The 14,814-nt window shown below is 69.6% G+C and carries 17 protein-coding genes; 6 read left to right on the plus strand and 11 right to left on the minus strand.

Annotated features, from left to right (window positions below; translation table 11 throughout):
- Window positions 1–40: 40 nt before the first annotated feature.
- Window positions 41–1,063, plus strand: a complete 1,023-nt coding sequence (locus ABIE21_RS13805) for a LacI family DNA-binding transcriptional regulator (protein ID WP_354025403.1) — start codon at window positions 41–43, stop codon at window positions 1,061–1,063.
- A gap of 23 nt (window positions 1,064–1,086) precedes the next feature.
- Here the strand turns inward: ABIE21_RS13805 and ABIE21_RS13810 are convergent, their stop codons facing one another.
- On the minus strand, window positions 1,087–1,617 hold the full coding sequence (locus tag ABIE21_RS13810) for an Lrp/AsnC family transcriptional regulator (RefSeq protein ID WP_354025404.1): 531 nt from the start codon (window positions 1,615–1,617) through the stop codon (window positions 1,087–1,089).
- 86 nt (window positions 1,618–1,703) lie between these two features.
- Between ABIE21_RS13810 and ald the strand changes: the two genes are divergently transcribed.
- Window positions 1,704–2,816, plus strand: coding sequence for an alanine dehydrogenase (ald, locus tag ABIE21_RS13815; protein WP_354025405.1), 1,113 nt, complete (start codon window positions 1,704–1,706; stop codon window positions 2,814–2,816).
- Between the two features lie 300 nt (window positions 2,817–3,116).
- On the opposite strand, the gene ABIE21_RS13820 is transcribed toward ald, so the two are convergent.
- From ABIE21_RS13820 to ABIE21_RS13845, 6 genes are read right to left on the minus strand one after another with little or no spacing between them, the layout of a single operon-like run.
- A complete protein-coding gene (locus tag ABIE21_RS13820; protein ID WP_354025406.1) occupies window positions 3,117–3,419 on the minus strand; it encodes a hypothetical protein in 303 nt (100 codons plus the stop codon).
- A gap of 9 nt (window positions 3,420–3,428) precedes the next feature.
- On the minus strand, window positions 3,429–4,208 hold the full coding sequence (locus ABIE21_RS13825) for a heme ABC transporter ATP-binding protein (RefSeq protein ID WP_354025407.1): 780 nt from the start codon (window positions 4,206–4,208) through the stop codon (window positions 3,429–3,431).
- Window positions 4,205–5,278: a FecCD family ABC transporter permease gene (locus tag ABIE21_RS13830; RefSeq protein ID WP_436232349.1), complete on the minus strand. Its 1,074-nt coding sequence runs from the start codon at window positions 5,276–5,278 to the stop codon at window positions 4,205–4,207. Before ABIE21_RS13830 ends, ABIE21_RS13825 begins: the two co-directional genes overlap by 4 nt.
- Window positions 5,257–6,306 (minus strand): lipoate--protein ligase family protein, encoded by a 1,050-nt coding sequence (locus ABIE21_RS13835; protein WP_354025409.1) that lies wholly within the window; start codon window positions 6,304–6,306, stop codon window positions 5,257–5,259. Before ABIE21_RS13835 ends, ABIE21_RS13830 begins: the two co-directional genes overlap by 22 nt.
- 31 nt (window positions 6,307–6,337) lie before the next feature.
- A complete protein-coding gene (locus ABIE21_RS13840; RefSeq protein WP_354025410.1) occupies window positions 6,338–7,207 on the minus strand; it encodes an alpha/beta fold hydrolase in 870 nt (289 codons plus the stop codon).
- A gap of 33 nt (window positions 7,208–7,240) precedes the next feature.
- Complete coding sequence (locus tag ABIE21_RS13845) at window positions 7,241–8,146, minus strand: ribokinase (RefSeq protein ID WP_354025411.1); 906 nt, start codon at window positions 8,144–8,146, stop codon at window positions 7,241–7,243.
- An 84-nt stretch (window positions 8,147–8,230) separates the two neighbouring features.
- Here ABIE21_RS13845 and ABIE21_RS13850 point away from each other — a divergent pair, with 84 nt between their 5' ends.
- Both ABIE21_RS13850 and ABIE21_RS13855 read left to right on the plus strand, forming a co-directional pair.
- Window positions 8,231–8,647, plus strand: coding sequence for a MarR family winged helix-turn-helix transcriptional regulator (locus ABIE21_RS13850; protein ID WP_354025412.1), 417 nt, complete (start codon window positions 8,231–8,233; stop codon window positions 8,645–8,647).
- On the plus strand, window positions 8,644–9,972 hold the full coding sequence (locus ABIE21_RS13855) for an MFS transporter (protein ID WP_354025413.1): 1,329 nt from the start codon (window positions 8,644–8,646) through the stop codon (window positions 9,970–9,972). Before ABIE21_RS13850 ends, ABIE21_RS13855 begins: the two co-directional genes overlap by 4 nt.
- 1 nt (window position 9,973) lies before the next feature.
- Here ABIE21_RS13855 and ABIE21_RS13860 read toward each other — a convergent pair whose 3' ends face one another.
- Complete coding sequence (locus tag ABIE21_RS13860; RefSeq protein WP_354025414.1) at window positions 9,974–10,318, minus strand: DUF3140 domain-containing protein; 345 nt, start codon at window positions 10,316–10,318, stop codon at window positions 9,974–9,976.
- An 89-nt stretch (window positions 10,319–10,407) separates the two neighbouring features.
- Here ABIE21_RS13860 and ABIE21_RS13865 point away from each other — a divergent pair, with 89 nt between their 5' ends.
- Window positions 10,408–10,779 carry a DUF1622 domain-containing protein gene (locus ABIE21_RS13865; protein ID WP_354025415.1) on the plus strand — a complete coding sequence of 124 codons (372 nt, stop codon included), beginning with the start codon at window positions 10,408–10,410 and terminating at the stop codon, window positions 10,777–10,779.
- A gap of 58 nt (window positions 10,780–10,837) precedes the next feature.
- Window positions 10,838–11,251 carry a hypothetical protein gene (locus tag ABIE21_RS13870; RefSeq protein WP_354025416.1) on the plus strand — a complete coding sequence of 138 codons (414 nt, stop codon included), beginning with the start codon at window positions 10,838–10,840 and terminating at the stop codon, window positions 11,249–11,251.
- Here the strand turns inward: ABIE21_RS13870 and ABIE21_RS13875 are convergent.
- The 3 genes from ABIE21_RS13875 to ABIE21_RS13885 are packed head-to-tail and all read right to left on the minus strand — an operon-like array spanning window position 11,235 to window position 14,706.
- Window positions 11,235–12,080 (minus strand): transglutaminase family protein, encoded by an 846-nt coding sequence (locus tag ABIE21_RS13875; protein ID WP_354025417.1) that lies wholly within the window; start codon window positions 12,078–12,080, stop codon window positions 11,235–11,237. The two genes, ABIE21_RS13870 and ABIE21_RS13875, sit on opposite strands and share 17 nt — an antisense overlap.
- Window positions 12,077–13,006: an alpha-E domain-containing protein gene (locus tag ABIE21_RS13880; protein WP_354025418.1), complete on the minus strand. Its 930-nt coding sequence runs from the start codon at window positions 13,004–13,006 to the stop codon at window positions 12,077–12,079. Before ABIE21_RS13880 ends, ABIE21_RS13875 begins: the two co-directional genes overlap by 4 nt.
- On the minus strand, window positions 13,000–14,706 hold the full coding sequence (locus ABIE21_RS13885; protein WP_354025419.1) for a circularly permuted type 2 ATP-grasp protein: 1,707 nt from the start codon (window positions 14,704–14,706) through the stop codon (window positions 13,000–13,002). The genes ABIE21_RS13880 and ABIE21_RS13885 overlap by 7 nt, the downstream gene beginning before the upstream one ends.
- Between the last annotated feature and the right edge of the window lie 108 nt (window positions 14,707–14,814).

A 14,814-nucleotide genomic window follows, 5' to 3' on the forward strand; every position in this document is an offset into this window, starting at 1 on the left:
TCGAGGAGACCACCAACCACGCACGAATAGGACGCAGGCGATGAGCACGGATCAGTCGAGGCGCCTGCCTCCCACTCTCGAAGAGGTGGCGGCGGCGGCGGGAGTGTCGCGGTCGACGGTGTCGCGCGTCGTGAACGGTTCGACGCGGGTGAGCCCCGAGGTGCTCACCGCCGTCACCGCCGCGATCGACGAGCTCAAGTACATCCCGAACCGGGCAGCACGATCGCTCGCCAACCGGCAGTCGATGGCGATCGCGCTGGTCGTGCCCGAAGAGACGATGCGCTTCTTCGGCGACCCGTACTTCGCGTCGATCGTGCACGGCATCACCAAGGGCATCGAGCCGAGCGACTACGTGCTCACGCTGCAGCTCGCGAGCCCCGCCGGACCGTCGGAGAAGACGGTGCGCTACCTGCTTGGCAGCAACGTCGACGGCGCGCTCGTGGTGTCGCACCACTCCGGCGACCGGTTTCTCGCGAGCCTCGGCCAGACCCTCCCCGTCGTGTTCGGCGGCCGGCCGCTGCGCCTCGACGGCCAGACCAGCTACTTCGTCGACGTCGACAACGCCGCGGCCGCCGAGATGGGCACCCAGTACCTGATCGACCAGGGCAGGCAGCGCATCGCGAGCATCGCCGGAGCCGCCGACATGCCCGCCGGCATCGACCGGGCCGACGGTTGGAAGCGTGCCATGCTCGCCGCCGGACAGCGCACCGACCTGCTCGCCCACGGGGACTTCTCGATGGCCAGCGGCGCGCGTTGCATGCGCGAGCTGCTCGACCGCGCCCCCGACCTCGACGCCGTCTTCGTCGCGAGCGACCTGATGGCCAACGGCGCCGTCGCGGTCCTGCGCGAGCGCGGGCGCACCATTCCCGGCGACGTCGCGGTGGTCGGCTTCGACGACAGCTCGGCCGCGACCGGTGGCGAGGTCGAGCTCACCACGGTCAGCCAGCCCTCGGTCGAGATGGGCGAGGCCATGGCCGTCATGCTGCTCGCGCTTCTCCGCGGCGAGGATCCAGAGCCGGTGAACATCATGCCCACGCGCATGGTGGTGCGCGACAGCGCGTAGTCCCGCCGGCGGAGAACCCGTCGCTAGCCGACGAACAGTCCGGGCGTGTGGTGTTCGAAGACCAGGCTCGTGCGGGTCGAGGCGACCGACGGATGCGCTGAGAGGTTGTCGACCACGAACTGCCTCGCGTGGTCGGTATCCCGCGTGGCTATGTGGATGATGAAGTCCTCCGCCCCGCCGAGGAAGAACACCTGCACGACCTCGGGCAGCCGTCGCATCTCGTCGGAGAACTGAGCGATCGCCTTGCGCGCCCCGACCCGGATGTTGATGCTGATGATCGCCTCGAGCCCGAGCCCGAGGGCGCGCGGGTCGAGGTCGGCGTGGAATCCGCGCACGACGCCGCGCTCGATGAGGGCCCGCACGCGCGTGAGGCTCGTCGAGGGCGCGATGCCCGCCTCCTCGGCGAGGCGCGCGTTCGAGATGCGCGCGTCGTCGCGCAGCAGTCGCACGAGCACCCTGTCGATGTCGTCGAGCGGTTCGTATCGGCGAAGAATCTCCCGGCTCGCCGTGAGATTCGCATCCGTCTCAGAAGAATCGCTCGTCGTTGGGCCCATTTCAAGAATTATATGCGTCTGAAACCCATTCGAAACGAACAGGTTCCACACTTTTACGCACACCCTCAATAGAAAAGGACCGTGCCATGCGCGTCGGAGTCCCCACCGAGATCAAGAACAACGAGAACCGGGTAGCGCTCACCCCCGCCGGGGTGCACGAGCTCGTGCGGCGCGGACACGAGGTCGTGATCCAGGAGGGTGCCGGGCTAGGGGCGCGCATCACCGACGCGGACTACGTCGAGGCGGGCGGCACGATGCGCGCGACGGCCGAGGAGATCTGGGCGCAGGGCGACCTGCTGCTCAAGGTCAAAGAGCCCATTGCCGCGGAGTACCCGCTGATGCGCCGCGACCAGGTGCTGTTCACCTACCTGCACCTCGCGGCGTCGCGTCCGTGCACCGACGCGCTGCTCGCCGCCGGAACGACCTCGATCGCCTACGAGACGGTGCAGCTGCCCGACCGCTCGCTGCCGCTGCTCACGCCGATGAGCGAGGTTGCCGGTCGCCTCGCCGCGCAGGTCGGCGCCACCCAGCTGATGAGCCCGAACGGCGGTGGCGGGGTGCTCATGGGCGGCGTTCCCGGAACGGCGAAGGCCAAGGTCGTCGTCATCGGCGGAGGCGTCGCGGGCGAGCACGCCGCGGCCAACGCCCTCGGCATGGGCGCCGAGGTCACGGTCGTCGACCTGTCGATCCCCCGGCTGCGTCAGCTCGAGGGCCAGTACCCGGCGCTGAAGACCGCCGTCTCCACCGCCTACGCGATCGCCGCGCTCGTCAAGGACGCCGACCTCGTGATCGGCTCGGTGCTCATCCCGGGCGCCGCCGCCCCGAAGCTCGTGACCGACGCCATGGTCGCCGAGATGAAGCCGGGCAGCGTTCTCGTCGACATCGCGATCGACCAGGGCGGATGCTTCGAGAACAGCCGACCGACGACGCACGACGATCCCACCTTCACGGTGCACAACAGCACCTACTACTGCGTGGCGAACATGCCCGGCGCGGTGGCGCAGACGTCGACGCAGGCGCTCACCAACGCGACCCTCCCGTACGTGCTGCAGATCGCCGACCGCGGCTGGTTGGGCGCGATCGGCGCGAGCGTGCCCCTGTCGAAGGGCCTCAGCACCCACGACGGCGCGCTCTACAATGCCGAGGTCGCCGAGGCGCTGGGCTACGAGGCGCGGCCGCTCGCCGGCCTGCTCGCCTGAGCGCGCGGCCGGCGCCCGGCCGGCGGCCACGCCCGGGCGCACGGCGGCCGACCCCGGCCGGTTGCGCGCCAGTTCGGGACAACCGCTACACGGCGCGCTGTAGCGCTTGTCCCAAGATGTAGCGCAAGCCGAGGTGGAGTGGCCAGCGGTTAGCGCAAGCCGAGGTGGAGTGGCCAGCGGTTAGCGCAAGCCGAGGTGGAGTGGCCAGCGGTTAGCGGTTAGCGCAAGCCGAGGTGGAGTGGCCAGCGGATGGTGACCAGCGGTTAGCGCAAGCCGGCGGGGCGCGCCCGGCCGACCCGGCTAGTGGCGCGGCGAGCGCCGCACGGGCTTCGGGTCGAGGTCGATCTCGACGTGTCCGCGGTAGATGCCCTTGTCGCCGTCGCCCGGCAGGGGCGCTGGCGCTGGCAGCACGGTCTGCCTGTCGAGCTCGATCTGCGCCTCGTGCCGCGTCGGATTGAAGACCTCGTCGCCGATGCCCATGACCCCGCCGCGCGGCCCGCTGTTCTGGTTCTTATTGGAGAGGTCGATCCAGCCGAGACGCTGCGCGATCACGATCGCGAGCACCGCCCCGGCGGAGATTCCCAGTACGAGCCATCCATTCACCCGACTAGCTTACGCAGACGGCGCGGCGCGCACGGGAAGGATTACGGGACGTTCATTCTGCGTTACGACTTCGACGGGAAGCCCGTAGATCCTTCCGACACGTTCGGCGGTGAAGACCTCGGTGGGCGTGCCGGCGGTTTCGAGCCGTCCCGACGCCACGAGCGCCACCCGGTCGGCGTAGGCCGCGGCGAGCGAGAGGTCGTGCACGACGACCACCACGGCGCGGCCCGATCGGGCGAGCCCGGCGGCGGTCGTCATCACCTCTTCCTGGTGTCGCAGGTCGAGCGCCGCGGTCGGCTCGTCGAGGAACACCGTCGGAGTGCCCTGGGCGAGCACCCGCGCTAGCGAGACCCGGGCCTTCTCCCCGCCGGAGAGCGACGTGTACCTGCGGGCGGCGAGGTGCGAGACATCCGTCGCCTGGATCGCCTCGGCGATCGCCCGCTCGTCGTCGTCTCTCGAGCTCGTGCGCTGCCACGGGCTGCGTCCCATCTCGACGACCTCGGTCACCGTGAACGGAAAGCTGACCTGGTTCTCCTGGGTGAGCACGCTGCGCAGGCGGGCGAGTTCGAGGTGACGGATGTCGCGGATGTCGCGGCCGTCGACGGTCACCGACCCGCGAGTCGGGCGCAGGTCGCCGCTGAGCACCGAGAGCAGCGTCGACTTACCTGCGCCGTTGGGGCCGACGAGCGCCAGCACCTCGCCGGCGCGGATCTCGAGGTCGATGTCGGCGAGGATCGTCTGGCCGTCGATGACGACGGAGACGCCGACCGCGGCGATGCGGGCGCTCACGCCCAGCCCCCGCTGCGCTTGCGCTGCCGGTAGAGCAGGTAGAAGAAGAACGGACCGCCGATGAGCGACGTCAGCATGCCGATGGGGAGGTCGGCGCCGGGCACGATGGTGCGGGCCACGAGGTCGGCGAAGGTGAGCAGGGCCGCGCCGCCGACGGCGCTCGCGACGAGCAGCGGGCGGTGCGACGGTCCGATCGCCATGCGGATGACGTGCGGCACGACGAGGCCGACGAACGCGATGATGCCGCAGAACGCGACGGCGACGCCGGTGAGCAGCGCGACGAGCACGATCGACCCGATGCGCAGCGCCTCGACGTTGACACCGAGGTGACGCGCGTTGCGTTCGCCGAGCGCGAGCAGGTCGTAGCGGCGGCCGAGCACAACGGCGGCGACGGTGCCGAGAACGGTGATCGGCGCGACGATCGCGACCTCCCGCCAGAGCGACCCGTTCAACGAGCCGAGCTGCCAGAAGGTGATCTGCTCACGCGTGGCGGTGTCGCCCATGAACAGCATGAAGGCGAGGCCGGCGCCGGCGAAGGCGTTGATGGCGATGCCGGTGAGCAGCAGGGTGACGACCTCGGTGCGCCCGTTCGCGCGCGACACGAAGTAGACGACGAGGGTCGCCAGCAGGCCGCCCGCGAAGGCGAAGACCGCGATACCCCAGCTACCGAGGGCGGCCGTGAGGCCGAGGCTGCCGCCGAAGACGATGGCGGATGCCGCGCCGAGGGCTGCTCCTGATGACACGCCCACGACTCCGGGTTCGGCGAGCGGGTTGCCGAAGATCGCCTGCATGACGGCGCCCGCGACGGCGAGCGCCGCGCCGACCGCGAGTCCCATGACGATGCGCGGAAAGCGCACGATCCAGATGGTCGACTCCACGATCGGGTCGGTCGGCGCCCACGCGTTGTCGATTCCCGCCGCGCGCAACACTGAGCCGACGATCTCGGCGGGCGTGACCGGCAGTTGGCCGACCATGGACGAGAACAGCACGGCGGCCAGGAGGGCCACGGCGAGGGAGACGGAGAGCGTTATGCCTCGGGCGACGCGCGTCACGGGACGCGCTGCAGCCAGTCGTCGGTGCCGAACTTCTCGGCGACGAGCTGCTCGGCCTTCGCGCGCTCCTCCGGGGTGATTGCACTCTCGGTGAGGCCGTAGAGGTTCTTGAACGTCGCTTCCATGCGGTCGATGATCTCGGCGCGGCTGAGGCCGGTCTGGCTGCGCAGCGGGTCGACGCGCTTGGCGGCGCTCTTCGTGCCCTTGTCGCTCATCTTCTCGCGGCCGATGCGCAGCACCTGCACCATCTTCTCGCCGTCCATGTCGTAGCTCATGGTGACGTGGTGCAGCACAGCCCCGTTGCCGAGACGCTTCTGCGCGGCGCCGCCGATCTTGCCGGTGGGGCTCGTGATGTCGTTGAGCGGCTGGTAGCTGGCCTCGATGCCGAGAGACTTAAGCGCCTGCAGGACCCAGTCGTCGAGGAAGGCGTAGGAGTCGGCGAAGCTCATTCCCTGCACGAGGTCGGCCGGGACGTAGATCGAGTAGGTGATGACCGAGCCGGCCTCCATGAACATCGCGCCTCCGCCGCTGATGCGGCGCACGACGTCGAACCCGAACTCGGCGGCCTTGTCGAGGTCGACCTCGTTCTTCACCGACTGGAAGCTTCCGATGACGACGGCGGGCTCGTTCCACTCCCAGATGCGCAGGGTGGGCTTGCGCCTCCCGGCGCCGACCTCCTCGGCGAGAACCTGGTCGAGGGCCATCTGCAGCACGGGCGGTGCCGACTCTCCGTGGATCAGCTGCCAGTCGTAGTCGCGCCACGTGGTGGCGCGCTGCAGCGCCCGGCGGATCGCGGTCGCGACGCCCTCCGGGCTGAAGCCGAGCATGACGGCGCCCTCGGGCAGCGCGTTCTTCACGGCGGCGGCGAGACGCACGGCGTCGGTGTCTGCGGGGAGCCCGTTGACGGCGGCGTCGATCGATTCGAGCGCGCTGTCTGGCTCGAGGAAGAAGTCGCCGGCGAGCCTGAACCCGGTGATCGTGTCGTCGACGACGTCGAGGTCGACGACTACGAGCTTGCCCCCTGGCACCTTGAATTCGCCGTGCATGTCGAGCCTTTCCCTACGGTATTAGGAAAGCCTAACTTGTCTCGGGAATGTGGGTGGTGAGCCAGTGCACGAGGTCGGCGTACACCTCGGTCTTGTTGGTCTCGTTGAGGATCTCGTGGCGGGCGCCGGAGTAGACGATGATCTCGACGTGGGTGAGGCCGCCGCGACGGATGTAGCTCTCGGCGAGGATCTGCACGCTGCGCTCGCCCCCGAGGGAGTCCTCTTCGCCGATCATGATGAGAAGCGGGATGTCGGGGAGGTTCTTCTTCGGGCGCCCGTAGAGGCGCAGCCCGTCGAGACCGAACAGGCCCCACGCGTCGGCGTAGAAGGTGTACTCGTCGTCGGCGAATCCCTGCACGGCCGCCGGGTCGCGGCTCAGCCACTCGAACCGCGTGGTGCCGAGCGTCTTGTGCCTCTTGTTGAGGTCGCCGGCGTTCATGTGCAGCGGCGAACGGTAGGCGGTACCGATGAGCACGACGGCGGCGAAGTCGTCCGCGTGCTCGTTGACGAGCATCTGGCCGACTATCGAGCCCCAGGAGTGGCCGAGGTAGACGATGGGCACCCCGGGGTGGTCGGCCTGGATGATCCCCGTGAACTGATGGGCGTCGTCGACGACCGCGCGTATGCCGCCCTCGCCGAGCCGGCCGAGCTTCGACAGGTCGCCGCCGTGCTGCCGGGCGCCCGTTCGGCCGTGACCGCGCTGGTCGGTCGCGTAGACGGTGATCCCGTGCTGCACGAGGTACTGGGCGAGGTCTTCGTAGCGTGCCGCGTGGTCGCCGAGCCCGTGCGTGAGCTGCACGATGGCGGTGGGCTTGGCGACGTTCCACACGTAGTAGTGGATCGTCACCCCGTGCGCGTCGACGAATTCGTGCTCTCGTCGTGCTGCCGTGAAAGTTGGCACCGTAGCCTCCTGTTTGGGGTAATAGTACGCAGGTCAGCGTGCGAGCAGCTCGTCCACCTCGGCGCGGGTCGGCAGTCCGTCGCGGGCGCCGATCGCCCGTGTCGACAGCGAGCCGGTGGCCGCGGCGAAACGCAGCGCGTCGCGCACGTCCTGGCCCTCGGCGATGGCCGCGGCTAGAGCGCCGTTGAACGAGTCGCCTGCGCCGGTCGTGTCGACCGGCCTGGTCGGGAACACATCCTGATGATGCGGCTCCTCCCCGACGCGTGCGAGGTCGGCGCCGTCGCCCCCTCGCGTCACGATGACCGTCTCGATGCCGGTGGCGTGCAGGTCGGCGATGCTGCCGAGCTGCTCGAGCTCGGTGTCGTTGGGCGTGATGATGGTGACCAGGGCGAGCAGCTCGGCGGGCAGGGCCTCGGCGGGCACCGGCGCCGGGTTGAGCACGAAGGTCCAGTCGTTGGCCTTCGCGATGCGGGCCCACTCGGTGACGGTGTCGATCGGCACCTCGAGGCAGGCGAGCACGACGGCGGGCTTCCCGGCGTAGAGCTCGGCGATCGCTGCGGCCTGGGATGCCGCGACCGTCGCGTTGGCGCCGGGGTTGATGATGATCGAGTTCTCGCCGGCCTTGTCGACGACCACGGCCGCGACCCCGGTCGGCTCCGCGACGCGCGTCACGTGCTCGAGGCCCACGCCGGCCGACTCGAGCGCGGCCCAGGCCCGGTCGCCGAGCTCGTCGGTGCCGATGGCCGCCACGAAGCGCACGTCGGCGCCGAGCCGGGCCGCCGCGGCCGCCTGATTGGCGCCCTTGCCGCCGGGCACGATGCGGAATGTCTCGGACGACACCGTCTGGCCCGGCTTCGGGATGGCGTCGAGGCCGGTGAACAGCAGGTCCATGTTGACCGAGCCGACGACGATGACGGGGGTGGGAGCGCTTTGGTTCATGCTGCGATTATGCCCGAGCACGCGGCATCCGCGAGTCATCTCGCCCATTTGCTTAGCATGGCTAATTGACTATGCTAACTATCGATGACTAACGAACTCGGCCACCAGCTGCGGCACACGATCCTGCGTCTCGCCCGCCGCGTGCGGGCCGAGCGCGCCGACAATGCGATGAGCGACGGCAAGCTCAGTGTGCTGTTCATGCTGGCCAACGAGGGCGCGCAGACTCTGGGCTCGCTCAGCGAGCACGAGCGGGTGACCCCGCCGTCGATGAACCGCACCATCAACGCGCTCGTCGAGGCGGGGCTGGTGACCCGGGTCGCCGACGCGACCGACGGGCGCAAAGTCGCGATCGATGTGACGGATGCCGGCCGTCGCCTCGTGAAGGAGACCCGTCGCCGCCGAGACGCCTGGTTCGCCTCGCGGCTGAACACCCTCAGCGCCGACGAACGGGCGACGCTCGATGCGGCCGAGACGATCTTGAGGAGGCTCGCCGACCAGTGAGTGCCATGTTCCGTTCGCTGAGCGGCGTCAACTACCGGCTCTGGTTCGCCGGTGCCCTCGTGTCGAACGTGGGCACCTGGATGCAGCGGACCGCCCAGGACTGGATCGTGCTCACGATGCTCACCGACAACGACGCCGTCGCGGTCGGGATCACCATGGCGTTGCAGCTCGGTCCGCAGCTGCTGCTCGTGCCGTGGTCGGGGCTCATCGCCGACAGGTTCGACCGCCGCAGGCTGCTGATGCTCACCCAGTCGCTCATGGCGATGCTCGGTGTCGCGCTCGGCACCATGGTGCTCTTCGGGGTGGCCGAGCTGTGGCACGTCTACGCCTTCGCTCTCGCGCTCGGCGTGGTCTCGGCGATCGACGCGCCGGCGCGCCAGGCGTTCGTGTCGGAGCTCGTCTCCGAGAAGGACCTGCCCAACGCGGTCGCCCTCAACTCGGCGTCGTTCAACGCCGCTCGGCTCGTCGGGCCGGCGGCCGCCGGAGTGCTCACGGTCGCCGTGGGTGCCGGCTGGGTGTTCCTGATCAACGCCGTGACCTTCGCCGCCACGCTGTTGTCGCTCGCACTGCTGCGCCGCGGACAGCTGAGGGTGGCGGCGAGGGCGCCGCGGGAGCCCGGGCAACTGCTCGAGGGCTTCCGCTACGTGGCGCACCGGCCCGACATCGTGGCGATCATGGTGGCGGTGTTCATCGTCGGCACGTTCGGCCTCAACTTCGCGATCTTCACCGCCACCATGGCGCGGGTCGAGTTCGACCACGGGGCGGGCGAGTTCGGCCTGCTCTCGTCGGTGCTCGCGATCGGCTCGGTGACCGGCGCGCTGCTCTCGGCCCGGCGCGAGAAGCCGCAGATGCGCGTGGTGTTCGCCTCGGCCGCCGCCTTCGGCGTGGCCTGCGCGATCTCGGCCGTGATGCCCACGTTCACGACGTTCGCGATCTCGCTCGTGCTCGTCGGCCTCACGTCGATCACCTTTATGACCACGGCGAACAGCATGGTGCAGACCACCACCGAGCCGGTCATGCGCGGACGGGTGATGGCGCTCTACATGGCGATCTTCGTCGGCGGCACCCCGCTCGGTGCCCCGATCGTCGGCGCGGTGGCCAACGTCTTCGGTCCGCGCTGGGCGATCGGCGTCGCGGCGATCTCCGGCATCCTCGCGGCGCTGGTCGGCCTGGTCTGGATGGTCGTATCGAACGACCTGCGGCTCCGTCGGCACCCGACCCGTCGCATCCGCCTGGTCCTGTCGCACAGCGTCGGCCGCCCCGGCGACCGGGCCGCGGCAGAAGAGGAGCTCGCGGTGGAGGAGACGGTGGCGCGGAGGGCGTGACCTACTCCTTGAGCGGGTCGTGGCCCCAGTTCATGAGCGAATAGCGCCAGTTGGAGTGCTCGATGTCTCCGTCCGGCCGTTGCGCGCCGTGGCGCTTCACGTAGCCGACGACCTTGCGCATCCACTCGAGGTCGCCGTGGCTCAGGTCGGCCTTCTTCTTTCCGAGGATCGTCACGATCTTGCGGCCGGAATGGTGGCCGACCGACTCCGCGCCGTCGGACGACTTCTGCCCGACCGATCTCGACTCCTCGGTGTCGAGCCACTTGTCGATCTGCGACGCGGTCATGTTCACGGCCTCGTGAAAGTCCTTCCAGACCTCGTCGACGCCTCCTGTGCTCTTCGTCATGGCTAAACGCTCGCGCCATCCGAACGGCGGGACAAGCCCTTGCGGCGGGTCGGCCCACCCTGCGCTCACGGCGGGTGTAGCAACGGATCATGACATTCCAGCAGATCATCGAGCTCGTCGGCCAGATCATCGACGGGGCCGGCGTAGCGGTGATCGTGGTCGGTGCGATAGCGGCGAGCGCCTCCGCCCTGCGCACCGCACTGCGCCGTTCCGGGCCGGTCTACGCGCCGTTCCGGCGATTCCTCGGGCGCTCGATCCTGCTCGGGCTCGAGCTGTTGGTGGCGGCCGACATCATCCGCACGGTGGCCGTGGCGCCCACGCTCGACAGCGTCGTCGTGCTCGGCCTCATCGTGCTCATCCGCACGTTCCTGAGCTTCTCCCTCGAGCTCGAGATCACCGGGCGGTGGCCGTGGCAGAAGCGGGCGGATGCCTCGGCGGAGGCCGACGTGGACGCCGAGTAGGCGCCCTCCGACGGCCGGATCGATTGACAGCCGTGAGCAACCGTGGCTGGATGGCGGCATGGATACAGTGAGCAATCCTTCTGCCGATGTCCGCCGGATCGGACGGCCGGCGTGGTACTTCGTGCTCGCCGGCACGGTCGCCGCCGCCGCGGTGCTCACGTCTGCCCTGATCCCCGCGGAGATCTACGGCCTCGTGTGGGCGCCGCTCGCAGTCGGGTTCAGCTTCGTCGACCGCGCGATCACTCGGTCGTCTCCGGTCTCGATCCGGATCAGACGCGGGGCCGTCGTCTACGTGGTCGTGATCGCGATCGTGCTCGTCGTCGCGCTGGTCGCGGCCGCGGCCTTCGTCCGCGACAGGGAACTCTGGGTAGCGTGGTCGATCGCCGGGCTGGCCTTCTTCGCCGTCGCCGCAGGGAGCCGGGTCGTCGACCGCCGCCTCTCGGAGGCGGTGCCGACTACGCCTCCTTCGTGATCTCCACCTTGACGAAGAGCTCGCTGCCGTACGGTCCGGCGTAGACGCCGCGCAGAGGGGGCACGTCGTTGTAGTCACGCCCGCGGCCCACGGTGACGTGGCGGTCGCCGATGTCGATGAGGTTGGTCGGGTCGAAACCGCGCCACTCGCCGCAGAACCACTCCACCCAGGCGTGCGACTCCCCCGCGATGGTCTCGCCGACCGCGGCGTCGGGCTTGGGGTGCAGGTAGCCGGAGACGTAGCGCGCCGGAATACCGACAGAGCGCAGCGCGCCGAGTGCGAGGTGCGTGATGTCCTGGCAGACGCCCTTGCGCTGCTCCCAGGCCTCCTTCGCCGTGGAGTGCACGCCGGTGAAACCCTGCATGTACTCCACCGCGTCGCCGATCGCGGTGCAGATCTCGAGCGCCGCGTCGCACGGCGATGCGGTGCGGCCGGCGATCTCGGCGGCGAGCGCGACCACGTCGGCGGGCGGCTCGGTGCGGCGGGTCTGGTTCGTCTGCTCGATGTACGCGGTCGAGGTCTCCGCGAGCGTGGTGAGCGCCTCCCACGAGAGCTTCTCCGAGGTGTGCACTCGCGGCCGCACCTCGACGAGGCTCGTCGCGGTGAGCGACAGCTCCTTGTGCGGGGTGAGGATCTCGAACGACGAGACGCGGGAGCCCCAGTAGTCGACGTAGTTGTGCTGGCTCGAGATCGGCAGGATCTCGACGTGCGAGTACAGCACGAGCTGGCCGTCGGCGCTCACCGGCAGCATGCGCGCCTCGTTGTACGAAGCGGTGACGTCGCCGCCGTAGTGGAAGCCCGTCATGTGCTTGATGCGAAGGCGGTTCATGAGCTCTCCCCCACCCAGCTGGGCGCGGCGTTGGTCGGGAAGTAACGCTGGCGGATAGCCTCGGAGGCCGCGCTCGTGGCGGCCTGCACGTTGTCCATGTGGCGGGGCAGGTCGTCGAGGATCTCGGCGATCGGCCGGTACTCGAGCTCGCTGCGGATCTGCCCGAGTTGGCGCTGGGCCTGGTCGGAGACGCCCACGCGTTCCGCCCGCGGTTCGAGGTCGCGCATGCACGCCTCGGCGCGGGAGACGGAGAACAGGATGCTTCGCGGGAACAGCCGGTCGAGCAGCAGGAACTCGGCCGCGTTGCGTGCGCTCGGAACGCCGCGGTAGGTGCGCAGGTAGGCCTCGTAGGCGCCGCAGCTGCGCAGGATCGTGGTCCACGAGGGGCCGCTCGCCTCGGTGAGCGACCGGGTCGCGAGCAGGCGCGCGGTCATGTCCGCGCGCTCCAGACTGCGGCCGAGGGTGAAGAACTGCCACGCCTCGTCGCGGCTCGTGGCCGACTCGATGATGCCGACGGCGAGAGCGCTGCGTTCGCGCACCCAGCCGAAGAATTCGTGCACCTTGTCTCCAGAGACCTTGCGAGGCATCCGCGCCCTCGTCGTGTTCAGGCACTCCCACAGCTCGGTCGAGACGATCTCGCGGGCCCGGCGCGCGTTCTCGCGGGCGGCGCCGAGCGAGTAGGCGATCGACGCGGGCTCCGAACGGTCGACCGCGAGGATCGAGAGGATGTCGGCGCGCGTGAGCACCTGGTCTTCGGGAACCGCGCTGCCCATCACGCTCAGCAGAGAGCGGCAGGCGAGGTCCTCCTCGATCCACGGGTCTTCGAGCAGCAGCTGGAGGTGCACGTCGAGGATGCGCGCGGTGCCGTCGGAGCGCTCGATGTAACGGCCGATCCAGAACAGGCTCTCGGCGATGCGGCTCAGCATGATGTGCCTCCTGGTGCGGTCGATCCCTCGGTCGCTGAGCCTGTCGAGGCGACCCGACCGAGCCCTTCGACAGGCTCAGGGACCGTTCCTTGCTGCTGTTGCTGCTGCTCCTGCTGCCCGTTGCCGCGCGGGCCGTCGTGCGGCGAGTGGTCTTGCAGGTGGTCGGAGGCGACGATCGGGATCGCCTGGGTCGACGACGCCTGGTCGGCGACGAGGCCCTGGATGCTGTGCCGTGACACCTGCAGCGGGTCGAGCCCGACCACCCAGGTGTCCTTCGAGCCGCCGCCCTGCGAGCTGTTCACCACGAGCTCGCCCTCGGGCAGCGCCACGCGGGTGAGCCCGCCGGGCAGCACCCAGATGTCGTTGCCGTCGTTGACGGCGAACGGGCGAAGGTCGGCGTGGCGCGGGCGCATCCCGTCGTCGACGAGCGTCGGGATCGTCGACAGCTGCACGACGGGCTGCGCGATCCAGCCGCGTGGGTCTTTGAGGAGATTGGCCCGCAGCTTCGCGAGTTCGTCTGCGGATGCCGCGGGGCCGACCACGAGGCCCTTGCCACCCGAGCCGTCCACGGGTTTGACGACGAGTTCGTCGAGACGGTCGAGAACCTCCTCGAGCGCCCCCGGGTCTTCGAGGCGCCACGTGTCGACGTTCTTGAGGATGGGCTCCTCGCCGAGGTAGTAGCGGGTGAGGTCGGGCAGGTAGGTGTAGACGAGCTTGTCGTCGGCGACGCCGTTGCCGACCGCGTTGGCGATCGTGACGTTGCCGAGCCGGGCGGCGAGCAGCAGGCCAGGGCTGCCGAGCATCGAGTCGGCGCGGAACTGCAGCGGGTCGAGGAACTCGTCGTCGACCCGGCGGTAGATCACGTCGACGCGGGTGGGCCCGGCCGTGGTGCGCATCCACACCCGGCCGCCGGAGCAGAACAGGTCGCGGCCCTCGACGAGCTCGACACCCATCAGGCGGGCGAGCAGGGTGTGCTCGAAGTAGGCGGAGTTGTAGACGCCCGGGGTCAGCACGACCACGTTGGGTTCGTCGACTCCCTCCGGCGCGCTGGCACGCAGCGCGTGCAGGAGCTTGTGCGGGTACTCGCCCACCGGGCGCACCCTCATCGACACGAAGAGCTCGGGCAGGGTCTGCGCCATGACCCGTCGGTTCGAGATGACGTAGCTGACGCCGGAGGGCACCCGTACGTTGTCTTCGAGCACGCGCCATCCGCCCTGCTCGTCTCGGATCAGGTCGATCCCGCTCACCTGGATGCGCACGCCGTTGGCCGGCTCGATCCCCGCCGCGGCGCGGTGGAAGTGGCTCGAGCTCGTCACCAGCTTGGCCGGGATCACCCCGTCTTTGATGGCCTCCTGCTTGCCGTAGATGTCGGCGAGGAAGGCCTCGAGCGCCTTGACGCGCTGCTTGATGCCGGCCTCGACCTCGAGCCACTCGGCCTGCTCGATCACGCGGGGAACCGCGTCGAGCGGGAAGGGACGCTCCTCGCCCGCGAAGTCGAAGGTCACCCCCTGTGCGAGGTAGGAACTGGCCAGGGCGTCGGTGCGGCCCCGCAGTTCGTCCTGCGTCATCTGCGCGAGCGCGGAGTGCAGCGCCTTGTACGGCGGCCTCGCCTGCCCCGGCGCGGAGAACATCTCGTCGAACGCCACCGCACCGGTTCTACGCGTGGTGGTGGCGCCATAGTCATCGAACAGGTCGCCCATGGCCCCACTCTAACCGCGCGATGTTGCCACGTTGTTTCGGGCGCGGCGCGGGAGCATTACACGGTCGCGGCGATGGGCAGGGCTCCCCATCGAGGTCGCGGCGGGCTG

This window comes from Conyzicola nivalis, assembly GCF_040548875.1.
GTDB classification, from domain to species: Bacteria; Actinomycetota; Actinomycetes; order Actinomycetales; family Microbacteriaceae; genus Conyzicola; species Conyzicola nivalis_A.